Source organism: Pseudomonas sp. RT6P73, assembly GCF_054897715.1.
The window spans coordinates 1312523-1328342 of record NZ_JBUBUV010000002.1 but is presented as its reverse complement, the minus strand read 5'-3'; the positions used below and the strand labels follow the sequence as shown (position 1 = coordinate 1328342).

At 61.5% G+C, this 15820-nt stretch carries 20 protein-coding genes; 5 read left to right on the top strand and 15 right to left on the bottom strand.

The window, feature by feature from the left end:
* Nucleotides 1–123: 123 nt before the first annotated feature.
* Nucleotides 124–753 carry a hypothetical protein gene (locus ACYZT6_RS06570; protein ID WP_462026209.1) on the bottom strand — a complete coding sequence of 210 codons (630 nt, stop codon included), beginning with the start codon at nt 751–753 and terminating at the stop codon, nt 124–126.
* Between the two features lie 235 nt (nt 754–988).
* On the opposite strand from ACYZT6_RS06570, the gene ACYZT6_RS06565 reads away from it, so the two are divergent.
* Nucleotides 989–2194 (top strand): MFS transporter, encoded by a 1206-nt coding sequence (locus ACYZT6_RS06565; RefSeq protein ID WP_462026208.1) that lies wholly within the window; start codon nt 989–991, stop codon nt 2192–2194.
* 74 nt (nt 2195–2268) lie between these two features.
* Here the strand turns inward: ACYZT6_RS06565 and ACYZT6_RS06560 are convergent, their stop codons facing one another.
* Nucleotides 2269–2673 (bottom strand): type II toxin-antitoxin system HicB family antitoxin, encoded by a 405-nt coding sequence (locus ACYZT6_RS06560; RefSeq protein WP_461957828.1) that lies wholly within the window; start codon nt 2671–2673, stop codon nt 2269–2271.
* A complete protein-coding gene (locus ACYZT6_RS06555) occupies nt 2673–2885 on the bottom strand; it encodes a type II toxin-antitoxin system HicA family toxin (protein ID WP_461957827.1) in 213 nt (70 codons plus the stop codon). The genes ACYZT6_RS06560 and ACYZT6_RS06555 overlap by 1 nt, the downstream gene beginning before the upstream one ends.
* 290 nt (nt 2886–3175) lie before the next feature.
* On the opposite strand from ACYZT6_RS06555, the gene ACYZT6_RS06550 reads away from it, so the two are divergent.
* The 4 genes from ACYZT6_RS06550 (at nt 3176) to ACYZT6_RS06535 (ending at nt 6038) form a co-directional block, all read left to right on the top strand.
* Complete coding sequence (locus ACYZT6_RS06550) at nt 3176–3895, top strand: SDR family oxidoreductase (protein ID WP_462026207.1); 720 nt, start codon at nt 3176–3178, stop codon at nt 3893–3895.
* A 131-nt stretch (nt 3896–4026) separates the two neighbouring features.
* Nucleotides 4027–4914: a LysR family transcriptional regulator gene (locus ACYZT6_RS06545; RefSeq protein WP_462026206.1), complete on the top strand. Its 888-nt coding sequence runs from the start codon at nt 4027–4029 to the stop codon at nt 4912–4914.
* Nucleotides 4915–4998: 84 nt separating this feature from the next.
* A complete protein-coding gene (locus ACYZT6_RS06540; protein WP_462026205.1) occupies nt 4999–5466 on the top strand; it encodes a helix-turn-helix domain-containing protein in 468 nt (155 codons plus the stop codon).
* Complete coding sequence (locus ACYZT6_RS06535) at nt 5463–6038, top strand: PIN domain-containing protein (RefSeq protein WP_462026204.1); 576 nt, start codon at nt 5463–5465, stop codon at nt 6036–6038. The genes ACYZT6_RS06540 and ACYZT6_RS06535 overlap by 4 nt, the downstream gene beginning before the upstream one ends.
* 35 nt (nt 6039–6073) lie before the next feature.
* Here the strand turns inward: ACYZT6_RS06535 and phnP are convergent, their stop codons facing one another.
* From phnP to phnD, 12 genes are all read right to left on the bottom strand, one after another.
* Complete coding sequence (phnP, locus tag ACYZT6_RS06530) at nt 6074–6823, bottom strand: phosphonate metabolism protein PhnP (protein ID WP_462026203.1); 750 nt, start codon at nt 6821–6823, stop codon at nt 6074–6076.
* Entirely contained in the window at nt 6814–7383 is a 570-nt protein-coding gene (gene phnN / locus ACYZT6_RS06525) for a phosphonate metabolism protein/1,5-bisphosphokinase (PRPP-forming) PhnN (protein ID WP_462026202.1), read from the bottom strand. Before phnN ends, phnP begins: the two co-directional genes overlap by 10 nt.
* On the bottom strand, nt 7383–8528 hold the full coding sequence (locus tag ACYZT6_RS06520) for an alpha-D-ribose 1-methylphosphonate 5-triphosphate diphosphatase (protein WP_462026201.1): 1146 nt from the start codon (nt 8526–8528) through the stop codon (nt 7383–7385). Before ACYZT6_RS06520 ends, phnN begins: the two co-directional genes overlap by 1 nt.
* A complete protein-coding gene (gene phnL / locus ACYZT6_RS06515; protein ID WP_462026200.1) occupies nt 8518–9237 on the bottom strand; it encodes a phosphonate C-P lyase system protein PhnL in 720 nt (239 codons plus the stop codon). The genes ACYZT6_RS06520 and phnL overlap by 11 nt, the downstream gene beginning before the upstream one ends.
* A gap of 29 nt (nt 9238–9266) precedes the next feature.
* Complete coding sequence (phnK, locus tag ACYZT6_RS06510) at nt 9267–10073, bottom strand: phosphonate C-P lyase system protein PhnK (RefSeq protein ID WP_462026199.1); 807 nt, start codon at nt 10071–10073, stop codon at nt 9267–9269.
* Nucleotides 10070–10936, bottom strand: a complete 867-nt coding sequence (locus tag ACYZT6_RS06505; protein WP_462029914.1) for an alpha-D-ribose 1-methylphosphonate 5-phosphate C-P-lyase PhnJ — start codon at nt 10934–10936, stop codon at nt 10070–10072. Before ACYZT6_RS06505 ends, phnK begins: the two co-directional genes overlap by 4 nt.
* Before the next feature lie 13 nt (nt 10937–10949).
* Nucleotides 10950–12026 carry a carbon-phosphorus lyase complex subunit gene (locus ACYZT6_RS06500; protein WP_462026198.1) on the bottom strand — a complete coding sequence of 359 codons (1077 nt, stop codon included), beginning with the start codon at nt 12024–12026 and terminating at the stop codon, nt 10950–10952.
* On the bottom strand, nt 12026–12625 hold the full coding sequence (gene phnH, locus ACYZT6_RS06495; protein WP_462026197.1) for a phosphonate C-P lyase system protein PhnH: 600 nt from the start codon (nt 12623–12625) through the stop codon (nt 12026–12028). The genes ACYZT6_RS06500 and phnH overlap by 1 nt, the downstream gene beginning before the upstream one ends.
* Nucleotides 12625–13071: a phosphonate C-P lyase system protein PhnG gene (gene phnG / locus ACYZT6_RS06490; protein WP_462026196.1), complete on the bottom strand. Its 447-nt coding sequence runs from the start codon at nt 13069–13071 to the stop codon at nt 12625–12627. The genes phnH and phnG overlap by 1 nt, the downstream gene beginning before the upstream one ends.
* 14 nt (nt 13072–13085) lie before the next feature.
* Complete coding sequence (phnF, locus tag ACYZT6_RS06485; protein ID WP_462026195.1) at nt 13086–13790, bottom strand: phosphonate metabolism transcriptional regulator PhnF; 705 nt, start codon at nt 13788–13790, stop codon at nt 13086–13088.
* Between the two features lie 36 nt (nt 13791–13826).
* Nucleotides 13827–14609 (bottom strand): phosphonate ABC transporter, permease protein PhnE, encoded by a 783-nt coding sequence (gene phnE / locus ACYZT6_RS06480; RefSeq protein WP_212626853.1) that lies wholly within the window; start codon nt 14607–14609, stop codon nt 13827–13829.
* A gap of 170 nt (nt 14610–14779) precedes the next feature.
* Complete coding sequence (gene phnD, locus ACYZT6_RS06475) at nt 14780–15796, bottom strand: phosphonate ABC transporter substrate-binding protein (RefSeq protein ID WP_462026194.1); 1017 nt, start codon at nt 15794–15796, stop codon at nt 14780–14782.
* Nucleotides 15797–15820: the final 24 nt, after the last annotated feature.

The window sequence follows — 15820 nt, the reverse complement described above, 5'->3', positions numbered from 1 at the left end:
CTCATACGACATTAATCCTGTGGGAGCGGGCTTGCCCGCGATGACGGCGGCACATCCAACATTGATGTGATTGATAAATCGCCATCGCGGGCAAGCCCGCTCCCACAGGTTTTGGACAGGCCATTACATCGGTGGGGTGACGCCATCCTTGCCCGCCGAGATCGATTGCGCCGTCAGCGTCCCGTCCGCCCCTTGGGTAACAAACGTCACGATCTTCACGCCCACCTTCAGCAAGCTGCGATCCCCCGGCATCAGGTTCACGATCGGCACATCCTCCGGCACCAGAATCTTCTGCTGCCCGCCCTTGTAGTTGACGGTCAACACCCGGCCGTTGCTGACCACCAGATCGCCCACGCTGCCATTGGTCATGCTGCTGCCCTTGACCAGATCAAACGGCCGATGCCCGTCACCGCTGCCCGCCAGCTCCGGTGGAAAGACGTGGACTTCCAGTGCCTTCAAGGTGCCGTCGTCTTGTGGAATGGCCGCCGAGCCGATATAGCTGCCCGGTTTGATGTCTTCGATATTGGCCAGGGTAACGGCGCGGACCTTGGTGTCGTTGGTCAGCTTAATCACCACGTTTTCGCCGGTGTTGACGTGGACTTTCAATACGTCGGGACTGACGCCGGTGATCTCACCGCGCACGCCGATGCGCATGCCCGGCGCATCGGCGGCTTGGGCGATACCTGCCGTGAACAAGCCAACCAGGGTTACAACTGACGCGCCGCGAATAAGGTGACGAAACATCGCATTCATGGAAGTGCCTTCCGGTAAGGAAACGTGAAGAGAGAACATAAGCACGCTATCGAACAGGATGTAAGTGAATGTATCATCGGAGCTCAATATTTTGACGCAAGGTTCGTCGATGGACATCACTCAGGTCCGTCACTCATTCCGCAAAGGAATGATTGCTATCACTCCAATCCCACTTCTGCCGAATTCGATACCTCTTTAGCCTGCGCGCATTCCCTTCTGTTCAGCGAGACATGTTATGAACCCAGCGACTCAGGTGCCTCACGGTGCCGCGACAATGACCAAAGGCATGGTGATGCTGTTCGCCTTCTGCTGTGGCGCCATTGTGGCCAACATCTACTACGCCCAGCCGATCATCGGCCTGATCGCCCCGGACATCGGCCTGACCAGCACCATGGCCAGCCTGATCGTTTCGCTGACCCAGATCGGTTACGCGTTGGGTCTGTTTTTCCTGGTGCCGCTGGGTGATCTGCTGGAAAACCGCCGGCTGATGATCATCACCACGGTGGTGGCGATTGCCAGCCTGTTGGGCGCGGCGTTCACCGATCAGCCGAATGTGTTTTTGCTGATCTCGTTGCTGGTGGGTTTTAGTTCGGTGTCGGTGCAGATCCTGATTCCACTGGCCGCGCACCTCGCGCCGGAAGAGTCACGCGGTCGGGTGGTCGGCGGGATCATGGGCGGTTTGCTGCTGGGGATTCTGTTGGCGCGGCCGGTGTCCAGTGTCGTGGCTGACCACTTCGGCTGGCGCGCGATGTTTGTGATCGCTGCGGTGTTGATGGCAGCAATCAGCCTGGTGCTGGCGCTGACGATTCCCAAGCGCCAGCCCGACCACAGCGCTACTTATGGCCAGTTGCTCGGTTCTCTGTGGACGCTGTTGCGCCAACAACCGGTGTTGCGTCAGCGGGCGTTTTACCAGGGCTGCATGTTCGCCACGTTCAGCCTGTTCTGGACCGCCGTGCCGCTGGAACTGGCGCGTAATCATGGCCTGTCGCAAACCCAGATCGCGATCTTCGCCCTGGTCGGTGCCATCGGTGCGATCGCCGCGCCGATTGCCGGTCGACTGGCCGACGCTGGCCACACCCGCATCGCTTCGCTGCTGGCCCTGCTGTTCGCCAGCCTCAGCTTCCTGCCGGCGTTCATCCATCCGGTCTACAGCGTCATCGGCCTCGCGGTCACTGGCGTGGTGCTCGACTTCTGCGTGCAGATGAACATGGTCCTCGGCCAACGCGCGGTCTACGCCCTCGACGCCAAAAGCCGCAGCCGTTTGAATGCGTTGTACATGACCAGCATCTTCATCGGCGGCGCCTTTGGTTCGTCGGTGGCCAGCGCGGTGTATGAGCATGGCGGCTGGTTGTGGATCGTGATTGTGGGCAGTGCATTTGCGCTGTTGGCGTTGTTGCAGTTTTTGAGAGTTTCGACGAAGGCTTCGCTGGCGACGGCATAAGGCGTCAAAAGCTTCGCGGGCAAGCCACGCTCCTACAGGACCGAGGTCGCCTGCGATTGCTATGTGACTGACACTCAGTACCGGACCAACTTCTCCATCGCCGCATCGGCCAGAAAAGAAGAGCGACTTTTGACATTGTGCTCGCGCACATAACGATCAATACGCTGAATCACATAGCCAGGCAGCGTCACGTTGACCTTCTCGGTTTTGCCCATGTACGACGAGATATCCAGCTCCAGCATTCCCCATCCCATGTCGGCGAAGTCCGGATTTGCACGGTGGGTGGCTGCTGAAGTGGGCATCGGAATCAACTCTCCGTCAGCTGCTATCTCTTGAAGCATGATGTGAGCAACCTCGACCGCTGCGTTGTAAGCATCTTCAAACGTATCCCCGGCCGTAACAGCGCCCGGAATATCGGGGATCTGAATACCGATAGCGGTGTTTTCGTCTCCCCACTCGATACAGATTGGATATTGCATTATGGATCTCCTGCATTGCTGGCTCCCGGGCAGTACAGCCCGGCTCGCCTCCTGATGCTCTTGACCGTCCCGATCGGCAAATCCTTCTTCGGATGAGGGACGGGTATCGTGTACGGGTTGTATCGGTGTTTGAAGATATGATGACTGCCGGCAATCCGATCCAGTACCCATCCTGCGTCCTCCAACTCCTTGATCAATAGCCTGCTCTGCACCAATAGCCTCCTTGCTCAGGCTCAAACAAAAGTAACCCTAGAGTTATCTTTACTCAAGCACAAAAATCCGCATTACGACGCTCGGTTGTTTTACAGAGTGTGATTCAAGCATCCTCACTTGGCCGATACCGGCGCGTTTTGGGATCCGTCAGGCTGGCCTGATTCGTTACGCCGAGGCCAACCCGGATTACACTCAGCGTCCAGAGCCTGAAGCGATGCTGGATGCGATTCGCGGCTGCCCCGTTCACATGCCGCCTGCCTCGGCGGCATGTTCTTTCAAGGAGTTTGCAATGACCCGACGTACCTTTCTCATTACCGGTGCCAGCAAAGGCATCGGCCGGGCAGTGGCCGAGCATCTGGACCGCGCGGGGCATCGGGTGGTCGGGATTGCCCGGACGCCTGACCTGACGTTCCCCGGGATCCTGTTTCCGCTGGATTTGAGCGACAGGGCACTGACCCAGGAAGTGCTGGCGGATCTGGCCAGGACTTACGAATTTGATGGACTGGTGAATAACGTCGGCCTGGTTCGTCCGCAAGTGCTGGGCGAAATCGACCTCGATTCCTTTGATGACGTGATGCGGGTCAACCTGCATTCGGCGTTGCAGGCCACTCAGGCATTGCTGCCGAACATGCGCACCAAGGGCTGGGGTCGGGTGGTGAATATTTCCAGTTTAACCGTCCTCGGGATCACCCAACGCACGGCGTACGCGGCGGCCAAAGCGGCGCTGATCAGCTTCACGCGTTCCTGGGCGCTGGAACTGGCGCAAACCGGCGTGACCGTAAACGCCGTGGCGCCAGGGCCGACTGAAACCGAGCTGTTTCGCACCAACAACCCGCCGGGCAGCGAAGGTGAGGCGCGTTATCTGGCGGGTGTGCCGATGGGGCGCTTGGGGCAGCCAAATGAGATCGCGGCGGCGATTGCGTTTTTGCTGTCCGAGCAGAGCGGGTTTATCACCGGGCAAACATTGTTTGTCGACGGCGGCTCTTCAATCGGCAAAGCCGCGTTCTAACCAACAACACACATCCCCTGTGGGAGCTAGCCTGCTAGCGATGGCGGACCGTCAGTCACATTAATGTTGGATGTGCCGCCATCATCGCGAGCAGGCTCGCTCCTACAGTTTGATCTTCACAAGGACTTGAGATGGACCGCCTCGGCGCAATGGAAACCTTCGTCTACGTGGTGGAAACCGGCTCGTTTTCCGCCGCTGCGAGGCGCCTGAATATCGGCCAGCCCGCCGTGTCGAAAACCATTGCGCAACTGGAAGCGCGTCTCGCGGTTCGACTGCTGTTGCGCTCGACTCGTGGCCTGACGCCCACCGAAGCCGGGCTGGCCTTTTTCGAACGTGCCAAGCGCGCCATCGAAGAAGCTGACGAGGCCGACAATGCCGCGCGCGGTGCCGCCAGTGGTCTTACCGGAAACCTGCGGATCTGTGCCGCAGTGACCTTCGGCCGACTGCACATCGTTCCGCACCTCGGACCGTTTCTCGATCAAAACCCGGACCTGAACATCGACCTGATGCTCGACGACCGCAACGTCAATCTGGTCGAAGAAGGCGTCGACATCGCCCTTCGCCTGGGCGCCCAGAGCGACTCCGCCCTCACCGCTCGCAAAATCGCCGAATGCCGGCGCGTGGTGCTGGGCACGCCCGCCTATTTCGAAAAACACGGCGAGCCCACCTGCCCGGCTGATCTGAGTAAACATCAGGCAGTCGCCTACAGCTTGGGCGGTGGTGCCAACTGGCAGTTTCGCAACGGGACAGATGAGCAGTCAGTCATCATCAGCGGCCGACTCCGCGTCAACGCCGCCGAAGGTCTGCGTGCCGCTGTACTCGCCCATCAAGGGCTGACCCTGGCATCGGAATGGATGTTTGCGCCAGAGTTGTCCAGCGGTGCGGTCAGGGAAGTGATGAAGGGCTGGACGTTGCCGAACCAGGCCCTGTGGGCGGTATTTCCCTCGGGCAGAATGGCCAGCGCGAAGGCTCGGGCGTTTGTGGAATATGTGCAGCGGATGCTGGCAAAAGAGGCCTGACGTTTCGATTATTTCGTTTATTGCGATTTTCGAATAATTCGAATAGCCTGCCAGCTTCGATTATTCAGAATACTGGAAACCGCCATGTCGCCTGTCATCCACCCGCCGATCACCTTGCCTATGGAGCGCGAAGTACAAGCAGCCATCGAGGGGCAGCGTGCTTTGGCGGCCTGCCTCGCCACACAATTCGACACTCAACACATCCAGATTTTCGACGAGCAGAACGAAGCTCACCGTGTCGAACTCCCTACCTCGGCCCTGCGGTTGCTTGTCGACATTCTGGCGGAGCTCGCCGCAGGCAACGCCGTCAAAGTGGTCCCGGTTCACGCTGAACTCACCACCCAGGAAGCAGCGGACCTACTCAACGTCTCACGCCCGCACCTGATCAAACTACTGGAGTCCGGCGACTTGTCCTACCACAAAACCGGCAAGCACCGACGTGTGCGTTTTGCCGATTTGATGGACTATAAAAACCGGCGCGACACCGCCAGCGAGCAAGCAATGACGCTTCTCGCCGAGCAGGCACAAGCGTTAAGGACAGGATACGAGTGAGGAATTCTTCTTTTACCGCTGTATATGACGCCTGTGTGCTGTACCCCGCTCCCTTGAGGGATTTTCTGATGTGGCTCGCGCTCTCAGGGCGTTTCAGAGCGAAATGGTCTTTAGAGATACACAACGAGTGGAAACGTAATCTGCTTAAAAACCGCCCGGACCTGACCGCAGAACAACTGAATCGCACGTCCGACCTGATGGACCAGGCGTTACCCGACGCATGTGTAACGGGTTACGAAGACCTGATTGAAGGATTAACGCTGCCCGACATTGATGATCGACATGTGCTGGCGGTCGCCATTCGTTGTAACGCCAGCGTCATCGTCACTTTCAATCAAAAAGACTTTCCCTGTGCAGCGCTGGGCTCTTTCGGTATCGAGGCTCAGCATCCTGACGAGTTCGTCGGTAACCTCTTCGGCCTGGATCCTGCAGCAGTGGTCGCGGCGGCGCAGCGCCAACGACAGCAGTTGAAGATGCCGCCAATGAATGTCAGCACTTATCTTGATCTTCTGCTGCGCCAAGGCCTGATTCAGTCGAGCAAAGCGTTGACTCACTATCAGGCCATTCTCTAAATGCCGTTCGCTCCCGACCGCACAGCGTCCAACCTCTAGAGCTCACACCCATCAAACCCAACCCTGACATTCCCCGGCAACTCGCTGCCATGCTCAAGCAACCACGCATCCAGCGTATGCCCGACATGGGTCAACACCGCTAACGCCGGTTGCAAGTCTTCAATGCAACGCAATGCAAGGTTCAGGTCGTTGTGATTACGGGGCACCTGCGGTTGCGGTGGCATTGAGCAGTCGAGCACCAGCAGGTCCAGCGGTTCACGTTGCAACCGGTCTGTAGTGGCGGACGGCAGACCTACGGTGTCGGTCAGGTAAGCGATCCGTCGCTCTTCTCCCTCGAACAGGTAACCCAGGGTCGGTTTTGAATGTTGCAGCGGTAACGCCGTGACGCTGAGTGTGCCGAACTGGCGGGTTTCAAAGTGGCCGAATGGCTGGCTGAAATCGAGGATGCCGGGGTGTTTGTAGAGGTCGGCCAGGCCTTCCGGGTCTACCGGTCCATGCACCGGAATCACCATGCCCTGGCCCCAGCGCAAATGCAGCAGCCCTTGGGCGTGATCAGCGTGGTAGTGGGTCTGGAAAATGCCGTTGAAGCTGCGGGGCGCGAAGCGTTCGGTCAGGTCGGGCAAGCCGCTGTCGATCAGCCAGCGCTGATCGCCGCATTCGATCAGCGCGCTGCACGGGCGACGCCGGCGGCGTTCATCGTTGCGAGCCAGGTCGCAGGCCGCGCACTCGCAGCCGTAGACAGGGACCTGTCGGGCGTCGCCGGTGCCCAGTAAGGTCAGGCGCATACCGCGTGTCCGTCGATGCAGGCCAGCAGATGTTCGACCGTGTGCTCCAGCGGCCCGGAGTTGTTGATCACAGACAACGCCGGATCGTGCTCGGCGAGCACCCGTTCGCTGAAACGGGCATTGCGTGCCAGCCGCCCGGCAATCTCGGTGACGGACTCACGCCCCCGTGCCAGCAATCGCTGGTGCAGTGCGGCTTGATCGACGGTTAGCAACAGCACGAGCACGTTTGGATAGCGCTGGCGGGTTTGCGCCAGATGACCGCGCGAGCCGTTGACCAGCACGTCATGCCCCGCCGCCAGCCAATCGTCGATTTCCCGGGGAATGCCGTATGCCAGGCCATTGGCGCGCCAGCACAGGGCAAACCCGCCCTGAGCCTCCAGCGTTGCGAACTCATCAAGGCTCACGCCTTGGGCCGCTTCCCCCACGGCTTCCGCCGAGCGGGTGATGACTCGCCGCACGATGCGACAGCCGCGTTCGGCCAACCGCGTTCGCGCGGCATCCAGCAGGCTGTCCTTGCCCGAACCTGAAGGTCCGATGAGATAGATCAACCTGCCCGCCATCAAAACACCCTCTTCGCTTGCCGCCAGACTTGTTGGACCACCGGCAATCCGTCCTGGCTCCTCGCTTGTACCAGGTCCGCGCGCAAACCCGGTGCAATTTCGCCGCGATCGCTCAGCCCCGCCGCTCTGGCCGGGGCCAGCGTGACCATGCGCACCGCCTGAGGCAGATCGCAGTGGTTTTCGAGGGCCGCCAGCGCAAACGCCGCTTGCAGCAGACTGGCCGGATAGTAGTCGCTGGACAGGATATCCAGCAGCCCTTCAGCCGCCAGGTCGGCGGCGGCCACGTTACCCGAGTGGGAACCGCCGCGCACAATGTTCGGCGCGCCCATCAGCACCTTCATGCCGTTGTGCTGGCTGCCGCGCGCCGCCTCGACCGTGGTCGGGAATTCGGCGATGGTCATGCCGTAGCGCGAGGACTCTTCGACATGGGCCAGGGTCGCGTCGTCGTGGCTGGCCACCGACAAACCAAGGGCCAGGCAATGCTCGACAATCGCCGCGCGATAACGGGTGCTGTATTCGCGGGAGTTAGCCTTCTGCAGAACGATGAATTCATCCATCTGCGTGGTCGTCAGGTGGTATTTGCCCATGTAGTACTCACGGTACTTGGCTTCCAGCACAAACTGACGCTGGCCCGGCGAGTGGTCCATCACCGACACCAGTTGCACCAGCGGATGCTCCACCAGGTCACGGAACACACTCAGCGTGTCCGGATGGCACAGCTCGCAACGCAAGTGCAGGCGGTGTTCGGCGCGGGTCAGCCCGGCGTCGGAGGCGCTGGAAATCGCCTCGAGCATCGCCGGCAATTTCTGCATGCGATTGCCCTTGGGGTTCACGTCACCGATGGACACGGCGTCGAACACCGTGGTGATACCGGCGGCGATGATCTGCGCATCGTGGCTGAGCACCGCCGAACGCGATGGCCAGTCCACGCCGGGGCGCGGGGTCATGTGTCGTTCCAGGTTGTCGGTGTGCAACTCCACCAGGCCCGGCAGCAGGTAATCGCCGTTGAGGTCCTGGGCCTGAGGCAAGCGGCTCGGGCCTTCAGCGATGTCGGCGATCAAGCCGTCGCGCAGCATCACGGTGCCGAGGAACACGCGGTCAGCGGTGACCAGGCGGGCATTGCTGAGGATCTGTTCAGCGGACATTGGCGTATTCCTCGTGGTTTGCGGCGGCTGGGGTCATGTCGAGATGGCGATCGGCAACCGCCTCGCGGGCGGTGCGGTCGTGGAAGATGCCGATCAGCGCGGCGCCTGCCGCTTTCGCTTCGTTCATCAGTTCCAACACCACTTGGCGATTGGTGTCATCCAGCGATGCCGTCGGTTCGTCGAGCAACATCACCGGCCACGCCACCATGAAACCGCGGGCGATGTTGACCCGTTGCTGCTCACCACCGGAGAAGGTGCCGGGGGCCAATTGCCAGAGACGTTGCGGAATGTTCAAGCGGCTGAGCAACAACTCGGCGCGCGATTGCGCCAGGTGTTTTGACCAGCCACGGGCCAGGGCCGGCTCCATCACCACGTCCAGGCACGCCACGCGCGGGATTACCCGCAAGAACTGACTGACGTAACCCAGCGTCCGCTGGCGCACCTGAAGAATGTCCCGCGGCGCGGCGCCCACCAGCTCCAGCCAGTGACCGTCGTGCTGCACGCGGATGCTGCCGCCCGCCGGCAGGTAATTGCCATACAGGGTGCGCAGCAAGGTGCTTTTGCCGGCACCGGACTGGCCATGCAACACCAGGCATTCACCGCCCGCCACACTGAAATCCACCCCTTGCAGCACGTTCAGGACCACGCCGTGCTGCTGATGCAGGGTGAAGGTTTTCGAGAGGTCACGGACCTCGATCAAGGTATTCATTGCTCGAATTTCCACAGAGGGGCGGGACGTCACGGCTGCAACACCGAAGACACCAGCAGTTGCGAATAAGGGTGCTGCGGGTCGTCGAGGATCTGGTCGGTCAACCCGGTTTCCACCACCTGCGAGCGCCGCATCACCATCAACCGATCCGCCAGCAACCGGGCCACGGCCAGGTCATGGGTGACGATCACCACGGCCAGGTCCAGCTCACGCACCAACCCGCGCAGCAAATCGAGCAACCGCGCCTGCACCGACACGTCGAGGCCACCGGTCGGTTCGTCCATGAACACCAGCCTGGGGCTCGACACCAGATTGCGGGCGATTTGCAGCCGTTGCTGCATGCCGCCGGAGAAGGTCCGGGGCAAGTCGTCGATACGCAGCGGATCGATTTCCACCTGGCTCAGCCAGTCGATCCCCGCCCCGCGCAGTTGCTGGTAATTGCGCACGCCCTGGGCCATTAAGCGTTCGCCGATGTTGGCGCCGGCGGAAACGCCCATGCGCAAACCATCGCGAGGATTCTGTTCGACGAAGCCCCATTCGGTGCGCAACAAAGTCCGGCGTTCGGCTTCGCTGGCGCTGTACAGGTCGATCCATTCGCCCTGTTTGTCGCGGTAGCCGATGCTGCCGCGCTGGGGCGGCAGACGACCGCTGAGCAACGAGAGCAAGGTCGATTTGCCCGAACCGGACTCGCCGACAATCCCCAGCACCTCGCCGGGATACAGGTCGAAACTGACGCCCTGGCAACCCTTCTCCGGGCCGTACAGCAACGACAGGTCGCGCACTTGCAGCAAAGGTTCGGTGGACACGGACAGATCGTTTTTCAGCGCCTGGTTCATTGGCCCTGCTCCTGCTGGCTGACGCGCTGGGCGCAGTAATAGGTGTCGGAGCAGACGAAGCTCTGGGTGCCGGCGTCGTCGAGAATCAACTCGTCGAGGAACGATTCACGGCTGCCGCAGATGGCGCAGCACTCCTCCCACTTCTGCGCTTCAAAGGGATGATCTTCGAAGTCGAGACTGGTGACCCGGGTGTACGGCGGCACCGCGTACAAGCGCTTCTCCCGACCCGCACCGAACAACATCAGCGCCGGGCTCATGTCGAGCTTCGGATTATCGAATTTGGGAATTGGCGAGGGGTCCATCACGTAACGCTCATCCACCATCACCGGGTACGCGTAAGCGGTGGCGATGTGGCCGAAGGTGGCGATGTCCTCGTAGAGTTTGACGTGCATCACCCCGTAATCATTGAGCGCGTGCATGGTCCGGGTCTCGGTTTCCGACGGTTCGATAAAACGCAGCGGCTCGGGGATCGGCACCTGATACACCATGATCTGATCGGCGTGCAGTGGCGTTTCCGGGATGCGGTGGCGGGTCTGGATTACCGTCGCGTCCGGGGTGCTTTCGGTGGTCGCGACGCCAGCAGTGCGGGCGAAGAAGCGACGGATCGACACCGCGTTGGTGGTGTCGTCCGCGCCTTGGTCGATGACTTTGAGCACGTCATCGGCACCGAGAATCGCCGCGGTCAATTGCATGCCGCCGGTGCCCCAGCCGTAAGGCAACGGCATCTCGCGCCCACCGAACGGCACCTGGTAACCGGGGATCGCCACGGCCTTGAGCAAGGCGCGGCGGATCATGCGTTTGGTCTGCTCATCGAGGTAGGCGAAGTTGTACGCCGCATCGCGCTCCGGCGCCCGGCCCTTCATGGGGTTGCTCAGGTCATTCATGGCTGTGGCCCTCGGCCGGCTTGCGCAGTTTGCGGATCAACTCCAGTTCGGCCTGGAAATCCACGTAGTGCGGCAGTTTGAGGTGGGAAACGAAGCCTGCGGCCTCGACGTTGTCGCAGTGCATCAGCACGAATTCCTCCTGCTGCGCCGGGGACACGATTTCTTCGTTGAACTCCTCGGCCCGCAGTGCGCGGTCGACCAGCGCCATGCCCATGGCCTTGCGCTCGGCATGCCCGAACGCCAGGCCGTACCCGCGGGTGAACTGCGCCAGCTCGGTGGCAGAGCCGACGAACTGGTTGACCATCTCGCACTCGGTCACTTCGATGCTGCCCAGGCAGACAGGGAAACCGAGCTCTTCCGGATCAATCCAGACCTCCACATCACCGATGCGAATTTCCCCGGCGAACGGATGATTGCGGCCATAGCCGCGTTGGGTGGAATACCCCAGCGCCAGCAGAAAACCTTCATCACCCCGCGCCAGTGCCTGCAAGCGCTGGGCACGGCTGGCGGGCAGTTCCAGCGGGTCGCGGGTGATGTCGGCGACGCTGTCGCAATTGTCAGACTCGTTCTTGATCAAGCCTTCCTTGGCCAACAAACCGAGGACCCGTGGGCAGGGTTCGAGGCTGGCGCTCGGGGCCGTTTGCGGTCCCGGGTATTCGCCTTCGGCGAGCAGCGCAAAGTCGAGCAGACGGTGGGTGTAATCGAAGGTCGGCCCCAGCAACTGCCCGCCCGGCACGTCCTTGAAGGTCGCGGACAGACGCCGGCTGAGCTGCATGTCTGAGGTGTCGATCGGCAGGCTCGGGCTGAAACGCGGCAATGTGGTGCGATAAGCGCGCAACAGGAAAATCGCCTCGACCAGATCCCCCGCCGCTTGCTTGATCGCCAGCGCGGCCAATTCCTCGTCGTACAACGAGCCTTCGCTCATCACCCGAGCCACCGCCAGCGGCAGTTGCTGACGGATCTGCTCGACGCCGAGTTCAGTGACCGAGGTGTCGCCCCGGCGCTTTTTCGCCAGCAGACGGTGGGCATTGTCAATGGCCTGTTCGCCACCTTTGACGGCTACGTACATCAGGCAAGCTCCTCTGCTGTGCGAGCGACCCGCGTGCTGCGCGGCAGGCCGATAAAGTCGTGACCGGCGGCGAAAAACAGATCGAGCCCCCGGGGAAATTCGTTGCGCTGTTCACGCTCGCACCAGAAACCCTCGGCCACCGGCAGATTGACCCGGTGCTCGGTCTGAATGCCCGGCCCGCGCCAAGCCAGCCCTGCCCCGGCGTCGAGGTTCGGCAGCTGAACCAGCAACGTGCAGGACTGATCGGGGTAACGGTCATTGCCATGCTCAAAGCCGCTGAGATCCAGCAACTCCTCGGCGCCGAGCAAGGCAAACCGCGCGGTGTCCCGATGCAGGGTCAGCGGGCAACCGCAGTGGAAGGCCAGGTTGGCGCGGATCACCGGCGTGTCGAAAGTTGGCGCCAACCACAGCGGCGTGTCGCCATCGAGCAAGGCCAGGCACAAGGCGTACGTGGCGGGCGCCAACCCTTCCAGGCTTGGCGTGGTGTGCAAGGTCTGGATCAATCCGGGGCCGGCCAGCGCCTTGAGTGCGGCACGAAAACCGCGCTGGGCATCCAGCACCGGGTCGGAAAACGCCGGTTGCAACAACGGTGCGCTCATCAGCTTTCTCCTCGCACGAGGGTGAAGAATTCGACTTTGGTGGCGGCGGTTTCCGCCTCTTTCTGCGCCCGACGCTCCGCTTGGGCGTTGGCCAGCGGCGTGATCACTTGATCGAGCCAATGGCGTTGTTGCGCCCCCTGTAAATGCGCGTCGGCCAGGGCTGCCAACTCGGCGTGGCCCTTGTCGCGACCGGCCAGGTAGCTGTAACCGGTCCGGCCATCGGCCAGGCGCACCACGCAACGGGTCACGCTCATTTCGCCGACGTTGAACGGCGCGCCGTTGCCGCCCATGCGACCACGGACCAGGGTCATGCCGATTTCCGGGGCGCGGATCCATTGGTACTCGACGTCGCGCAACGCGGCTTCGTGGGGCTGCAATTCGCTGCGACGGGCGCGGGCCAGCACGCCGATCCAGTGCTGCCGCGCAGCGTTGGGAGCAGGGTTCATCGTTGAGTTCTCCATCAGGTGACGACCTGGTACTGGAAGCGATCCGAACGGCTGGTGGACTGGGCCAGCTCCACCGGACGGCCGTCGCGATCGCGGGAAAGGGTGAACACGCTCAGCGCCGGCAAATGCCGGGGCATCATCAGCAACGCGGCTTCTTCGCGGCTGGGCAACCGGGCGCCGATCAGGCTCAGGGTGCGGGTCAGCGGCATGTCCCGTTCGCTCAAGTACTGGCGCAGGGAACCGCCGGTGTAGTCCGCCAGCAACAGCGCATGACTGGCGCAGTAGCGATGGCGGATCAGGCTGACCGGTTGGTGATCGAGCTTGCGCAGGGTCTGCAATTCGATCATTGGCGCCATCTCGGCCAGACCGAGGTGTTGCGCCTCTTCACGGCTGGCGAAGCAGTAACGGCGCTTGAGCAGCACCGCTTCGACGCCCAACCCCTGGGCCGACAACGACTGGCTGTAGGCACTGTCAGCGGCCATCGGATAAATCAACGGCCGCTCCAGCACCTGCGTGCCTTTGCCCTGGCGGCGCAACAAGCTGCCTTCGAACACCAGCTCATCGATGGCGCGGCGCAAGGTATGGCGGTTGACCCCGAAACGCTCGGCCAACTGCACTTCCGCCGGGAGGAAATCCCCGGCCTGATAATCGGCCAGCTCGCGACGCAGGATGTCAGCCAGTTCGCGGTACACCGGCTCATCTTGTCTAGACAACTGCATGCTTAAAAAAAGCGCCCACGGGCACCCCTCCGAAATTCAGATGAACTGCTTGCGCAGGCGTTGCGACAGGATGTCGATCAGGCTCACCACGACGATGATCACCAGCAAAACGGCGCACGTTTGAACAAACTGAAAGGCGCGGATGTTCTCCCACAGAATCACCCCGATTCCGCCGGCACCGACCATGCCCACCACCGTCGCCGAGCGCACGTTGGCCTCGAAGCGGTACAGCGCGTACGACACCCACAACGGCATCACTTGCGGAATCACCCCGTAGATCACTTCTTGCAGGGCGCTGGCACCGGTGGCGCGAACCCCTTCCACCGGGCCCGGATCAATGGCCTCGACCGCTTCGGCGAATAGCTTGGCGAGCACGCCGGTGGTGCTGATCCACAGCGCCAGCACGCCAGCGAACGGCCCCAAACCGACCGCCACCACAAACAACATGGCGAAAACCATTTCGTTGATCGAACGGAAGGCGTCCATCACCCGGCGCAGTGGCTGGTGGATCCACCAGGGGGTGATGTTTTCCGAGCAGAGAATGCCCAGCGGCACCGAGCAGACAATTGCCAACACCGTGCCCCACAGGGCGATTTGTACGGTGACGATCATTTCCTTGAGGTAGGAGCGCCATTCATGGAAGTCGGGCGGGAAGAAATCAGCGGCGAAGGTCGCCATGTTTCCCGAGTCGCGGTACAGCGCCATCGGGTTCATCTCGGCGCCGTGCCAGGCCCAGGCCAACAAGACCAGGAACAGGCCCCAACCGGCGTACTGCGGCCAAGTGCGCTTGCCGACAGCTTCAGCGTGCAGAGTGGTCATAAGGTTTCTCTGAAAAGTAGCTCAAAAGTGGCGCGACACATCATTAATGCCTGGCCCAAATCCCTGTAGGAGTGAGCCTGCTCGCGATGGCGGTGTGTCAGTCCACATCGATGTTGCATGTGCCACCGCTATCGCGAGCAGGCTCGCTCCCACATGGACCGCGCCAAGGATTAACCGGCGTTGGCTGCGGTCTTTTTGTCGCTGGTCTTCTCAAGCAAGGTCAGACGCTCCTGCAGCTTCGCCAGCTCGGCATCGATCTCGGCCAGACGCTTGGCCTTGTCCGCCGCCTCCAGCTTGTCGTCGGCGCTGATCGTGGTGCGCTGCTTGAACAGTTCAAGCTGACGGATCGGCAGCAACTGGTCGTCGCTGGACTTCAGGAACTTGCCCAGCTGCATGCCCTTGAGCACCGCCTTCTCGGAGTCGGTGTCGCCGTAGCTGAAGATGAAATCGCGGATCTTGGTCTTCTCGCTGTCGCTCAGGGCCTTGCTCCACACCAGCGGGTCGGCCGGGATCAGCGGCGACTTCCAGATCACCTTGAGCAGGGCTGCCTTGTCCGGCTGGGTGACTTCCAAGCGATCCCAGCTTTCAGTGTTGAAAGTCGCCACATCCAGTTGCCCCTTGGCCACGCTCAGAGCGTTGACCTCATGGCTGGAGTTGAGGGTGCGCTTGAACGCGGTGGCGGCATCGACGTGGTTCTTGGCGAACACGTAGTAGCCCGGCACCAGGTAGCCCGACGTGGAGTTCGGGTCGCCGTTGCCGAAGGTCAGGTTCTTGGCGTTCTTGAGCATGTCGTCAACGGAGTTGATCGGGCTGTCCTTGCGCACGATCAGCACGCTCCAGTAACCGGCGGCACCGTTGGCAGCCGCGGTCTGGGCGAAGATCTCACCGTTGGAACGGTCAACCGCTTCCATCGCGGCCTTGTTGCCCAGCCAGGCGACGTCGACCTTGTTGAAGCGCATGCCCTGAATCAGGCCGGCATAGTCGGAAGCGAAGGTGGCGTTGATTTTCAGGCCGGTTTTCTTCTGCATGTCGTCGAGAAACGGCTGCCAGATACTCTTCAGGTTCTGCGAAGACTCCGTGGACATGATGCCGAAGTTGATGGCTTTTTCTTCTGCCTGGGCAGTGCCCAGCACACAAGTTGCGAGCAGTGCTGCGCCAGCAAAGACGCGACCGATACGGTTCAACATGGAATGGATTCCTGAGGGTGCGTA

Bases quoted from the DNA above. Each gene is read 5' to 3' on its own strand.
- ACYZT6_RS06570 (WP_462026209.1), bottom strand. From the start codon at position 753: ATGAATGCGATGTTTCGTCACCTTATTCGCGGCGCGTCAGTTGTAACC.
- ACYZT6_RS06565 (WP_462026208.1), top strand. From the start codon at position 989: ATGAACCCAGCGACTCAGGTGCCTCACGGTGCCGCGACAATGACCAAA.
- ACYZT6_RS06560 (WP_461957828.1), bottom strand. From the start codon at position 2,673: ATGCAATATCCAATCTGTATCGAGTGGGGAGACGAAAACACCGCTATC.
- ACYZT6_RS06550 (WP_462026207.1), top strand. From the start codon at position 3,176: ATGACCCGACGTACCTTTCTCATTACCGGTGCCAGCAAAGGCATCGGC.
- ACYZT6_RS06545 (WP_462026206.1), top strand. From the start codon at position 4,027: ATGGACCGCCTCGGCGCAATGGAAACCTTCGTCTACGTGGTGGAAACC.
- ACYZT6_RS06540 (WP_462026205.1), top strand. From the start codon at position 4,999: ATGTCGCCTGTCATCCACCCGCCGATCACCTTGCCTATGGAGCGCGAA.
- phnP (WP_462026203.1), bottom strand. From the start codon at position 6,823: ATGCGCCTGACCTTACTGGGCACCGGCGACGCCCGACAGGTCCCTGTC.
- phnN (WP_462026202.1), bottom strand. From the start codon at position 7,383: ATGGCGGGCAGGTTGATCTATCTCATCGGACCTTCAGGTTCGGGCAAG.
- ACYZT6_RS06520 (WP_462026201.1), bottom strand. From the start codon at position 8,528: ATGTCCGCTGAACAGATCCTCAGCAATGCCCGCCTGGTCACCGCTGAC.
- phnL (WP_462026200.1), bottom strand. From the start codon at position 9,237: ATGAATACCTTGATCGAGGTCCGTGACCTCTCGAAAACCTTCACCCTG.
- phnK (WP_462026199.1), bottom strand. From the start codon at position 10,073: ATGAACCAGGCGCTGAAAAACGATCTGTCCGTGTCCACCGAACCTTTG.
- ACYZT6_RS06505 (WP_462029914.1), bottom strand. From the start codon at position 10,936: ATGAAGGGCCGGGCGCCGGAGCGCGATGCGGCGTACAACTTCGCCTAC.
- ACYZT6_RS06500 (WP_462026198.1), bottom strand. From the start codon at position 12,026: ATGTACGTAGCCGTCAAAGGTGGCGAACAGGCCATTGACAATGCCCAC.
- phnH (WP_462026197.1), bottom strand. From the start codon at position 12,625: ATGAGCGCACCGTTGTTGCAACCGGCGTTTTCCGACCCGGTGCTGGAT.
- phnG (WP_462026196.1), bottom strand. From the start codon at position 13,071: ATGAACCCTGCTCCCAACGCTGCGCGGCAGCACTGGATCGGCGTGCTG.
- phnF (WP_462026195.1), bottom strand. From the start codon at position 13,790: ATGCAGTTGTCTAGACAAGATGAGCCGGTGTACCGCGAACTGGCTGAC.
- phnE (WP_212626853.1), bottom strand. From the start codon at position 14,609: ATGACCACTCTGCACGCTGAAGCTGTCGGCAAGCGCACTTGGCCGCAG.
- phnD (WP_462026194.1), bottom strand. From the start codon at position 15,796: ATGTTGAACCGTATCGGTCGCGTCTTTGCTGGCGCAGCACTGCTCGCA.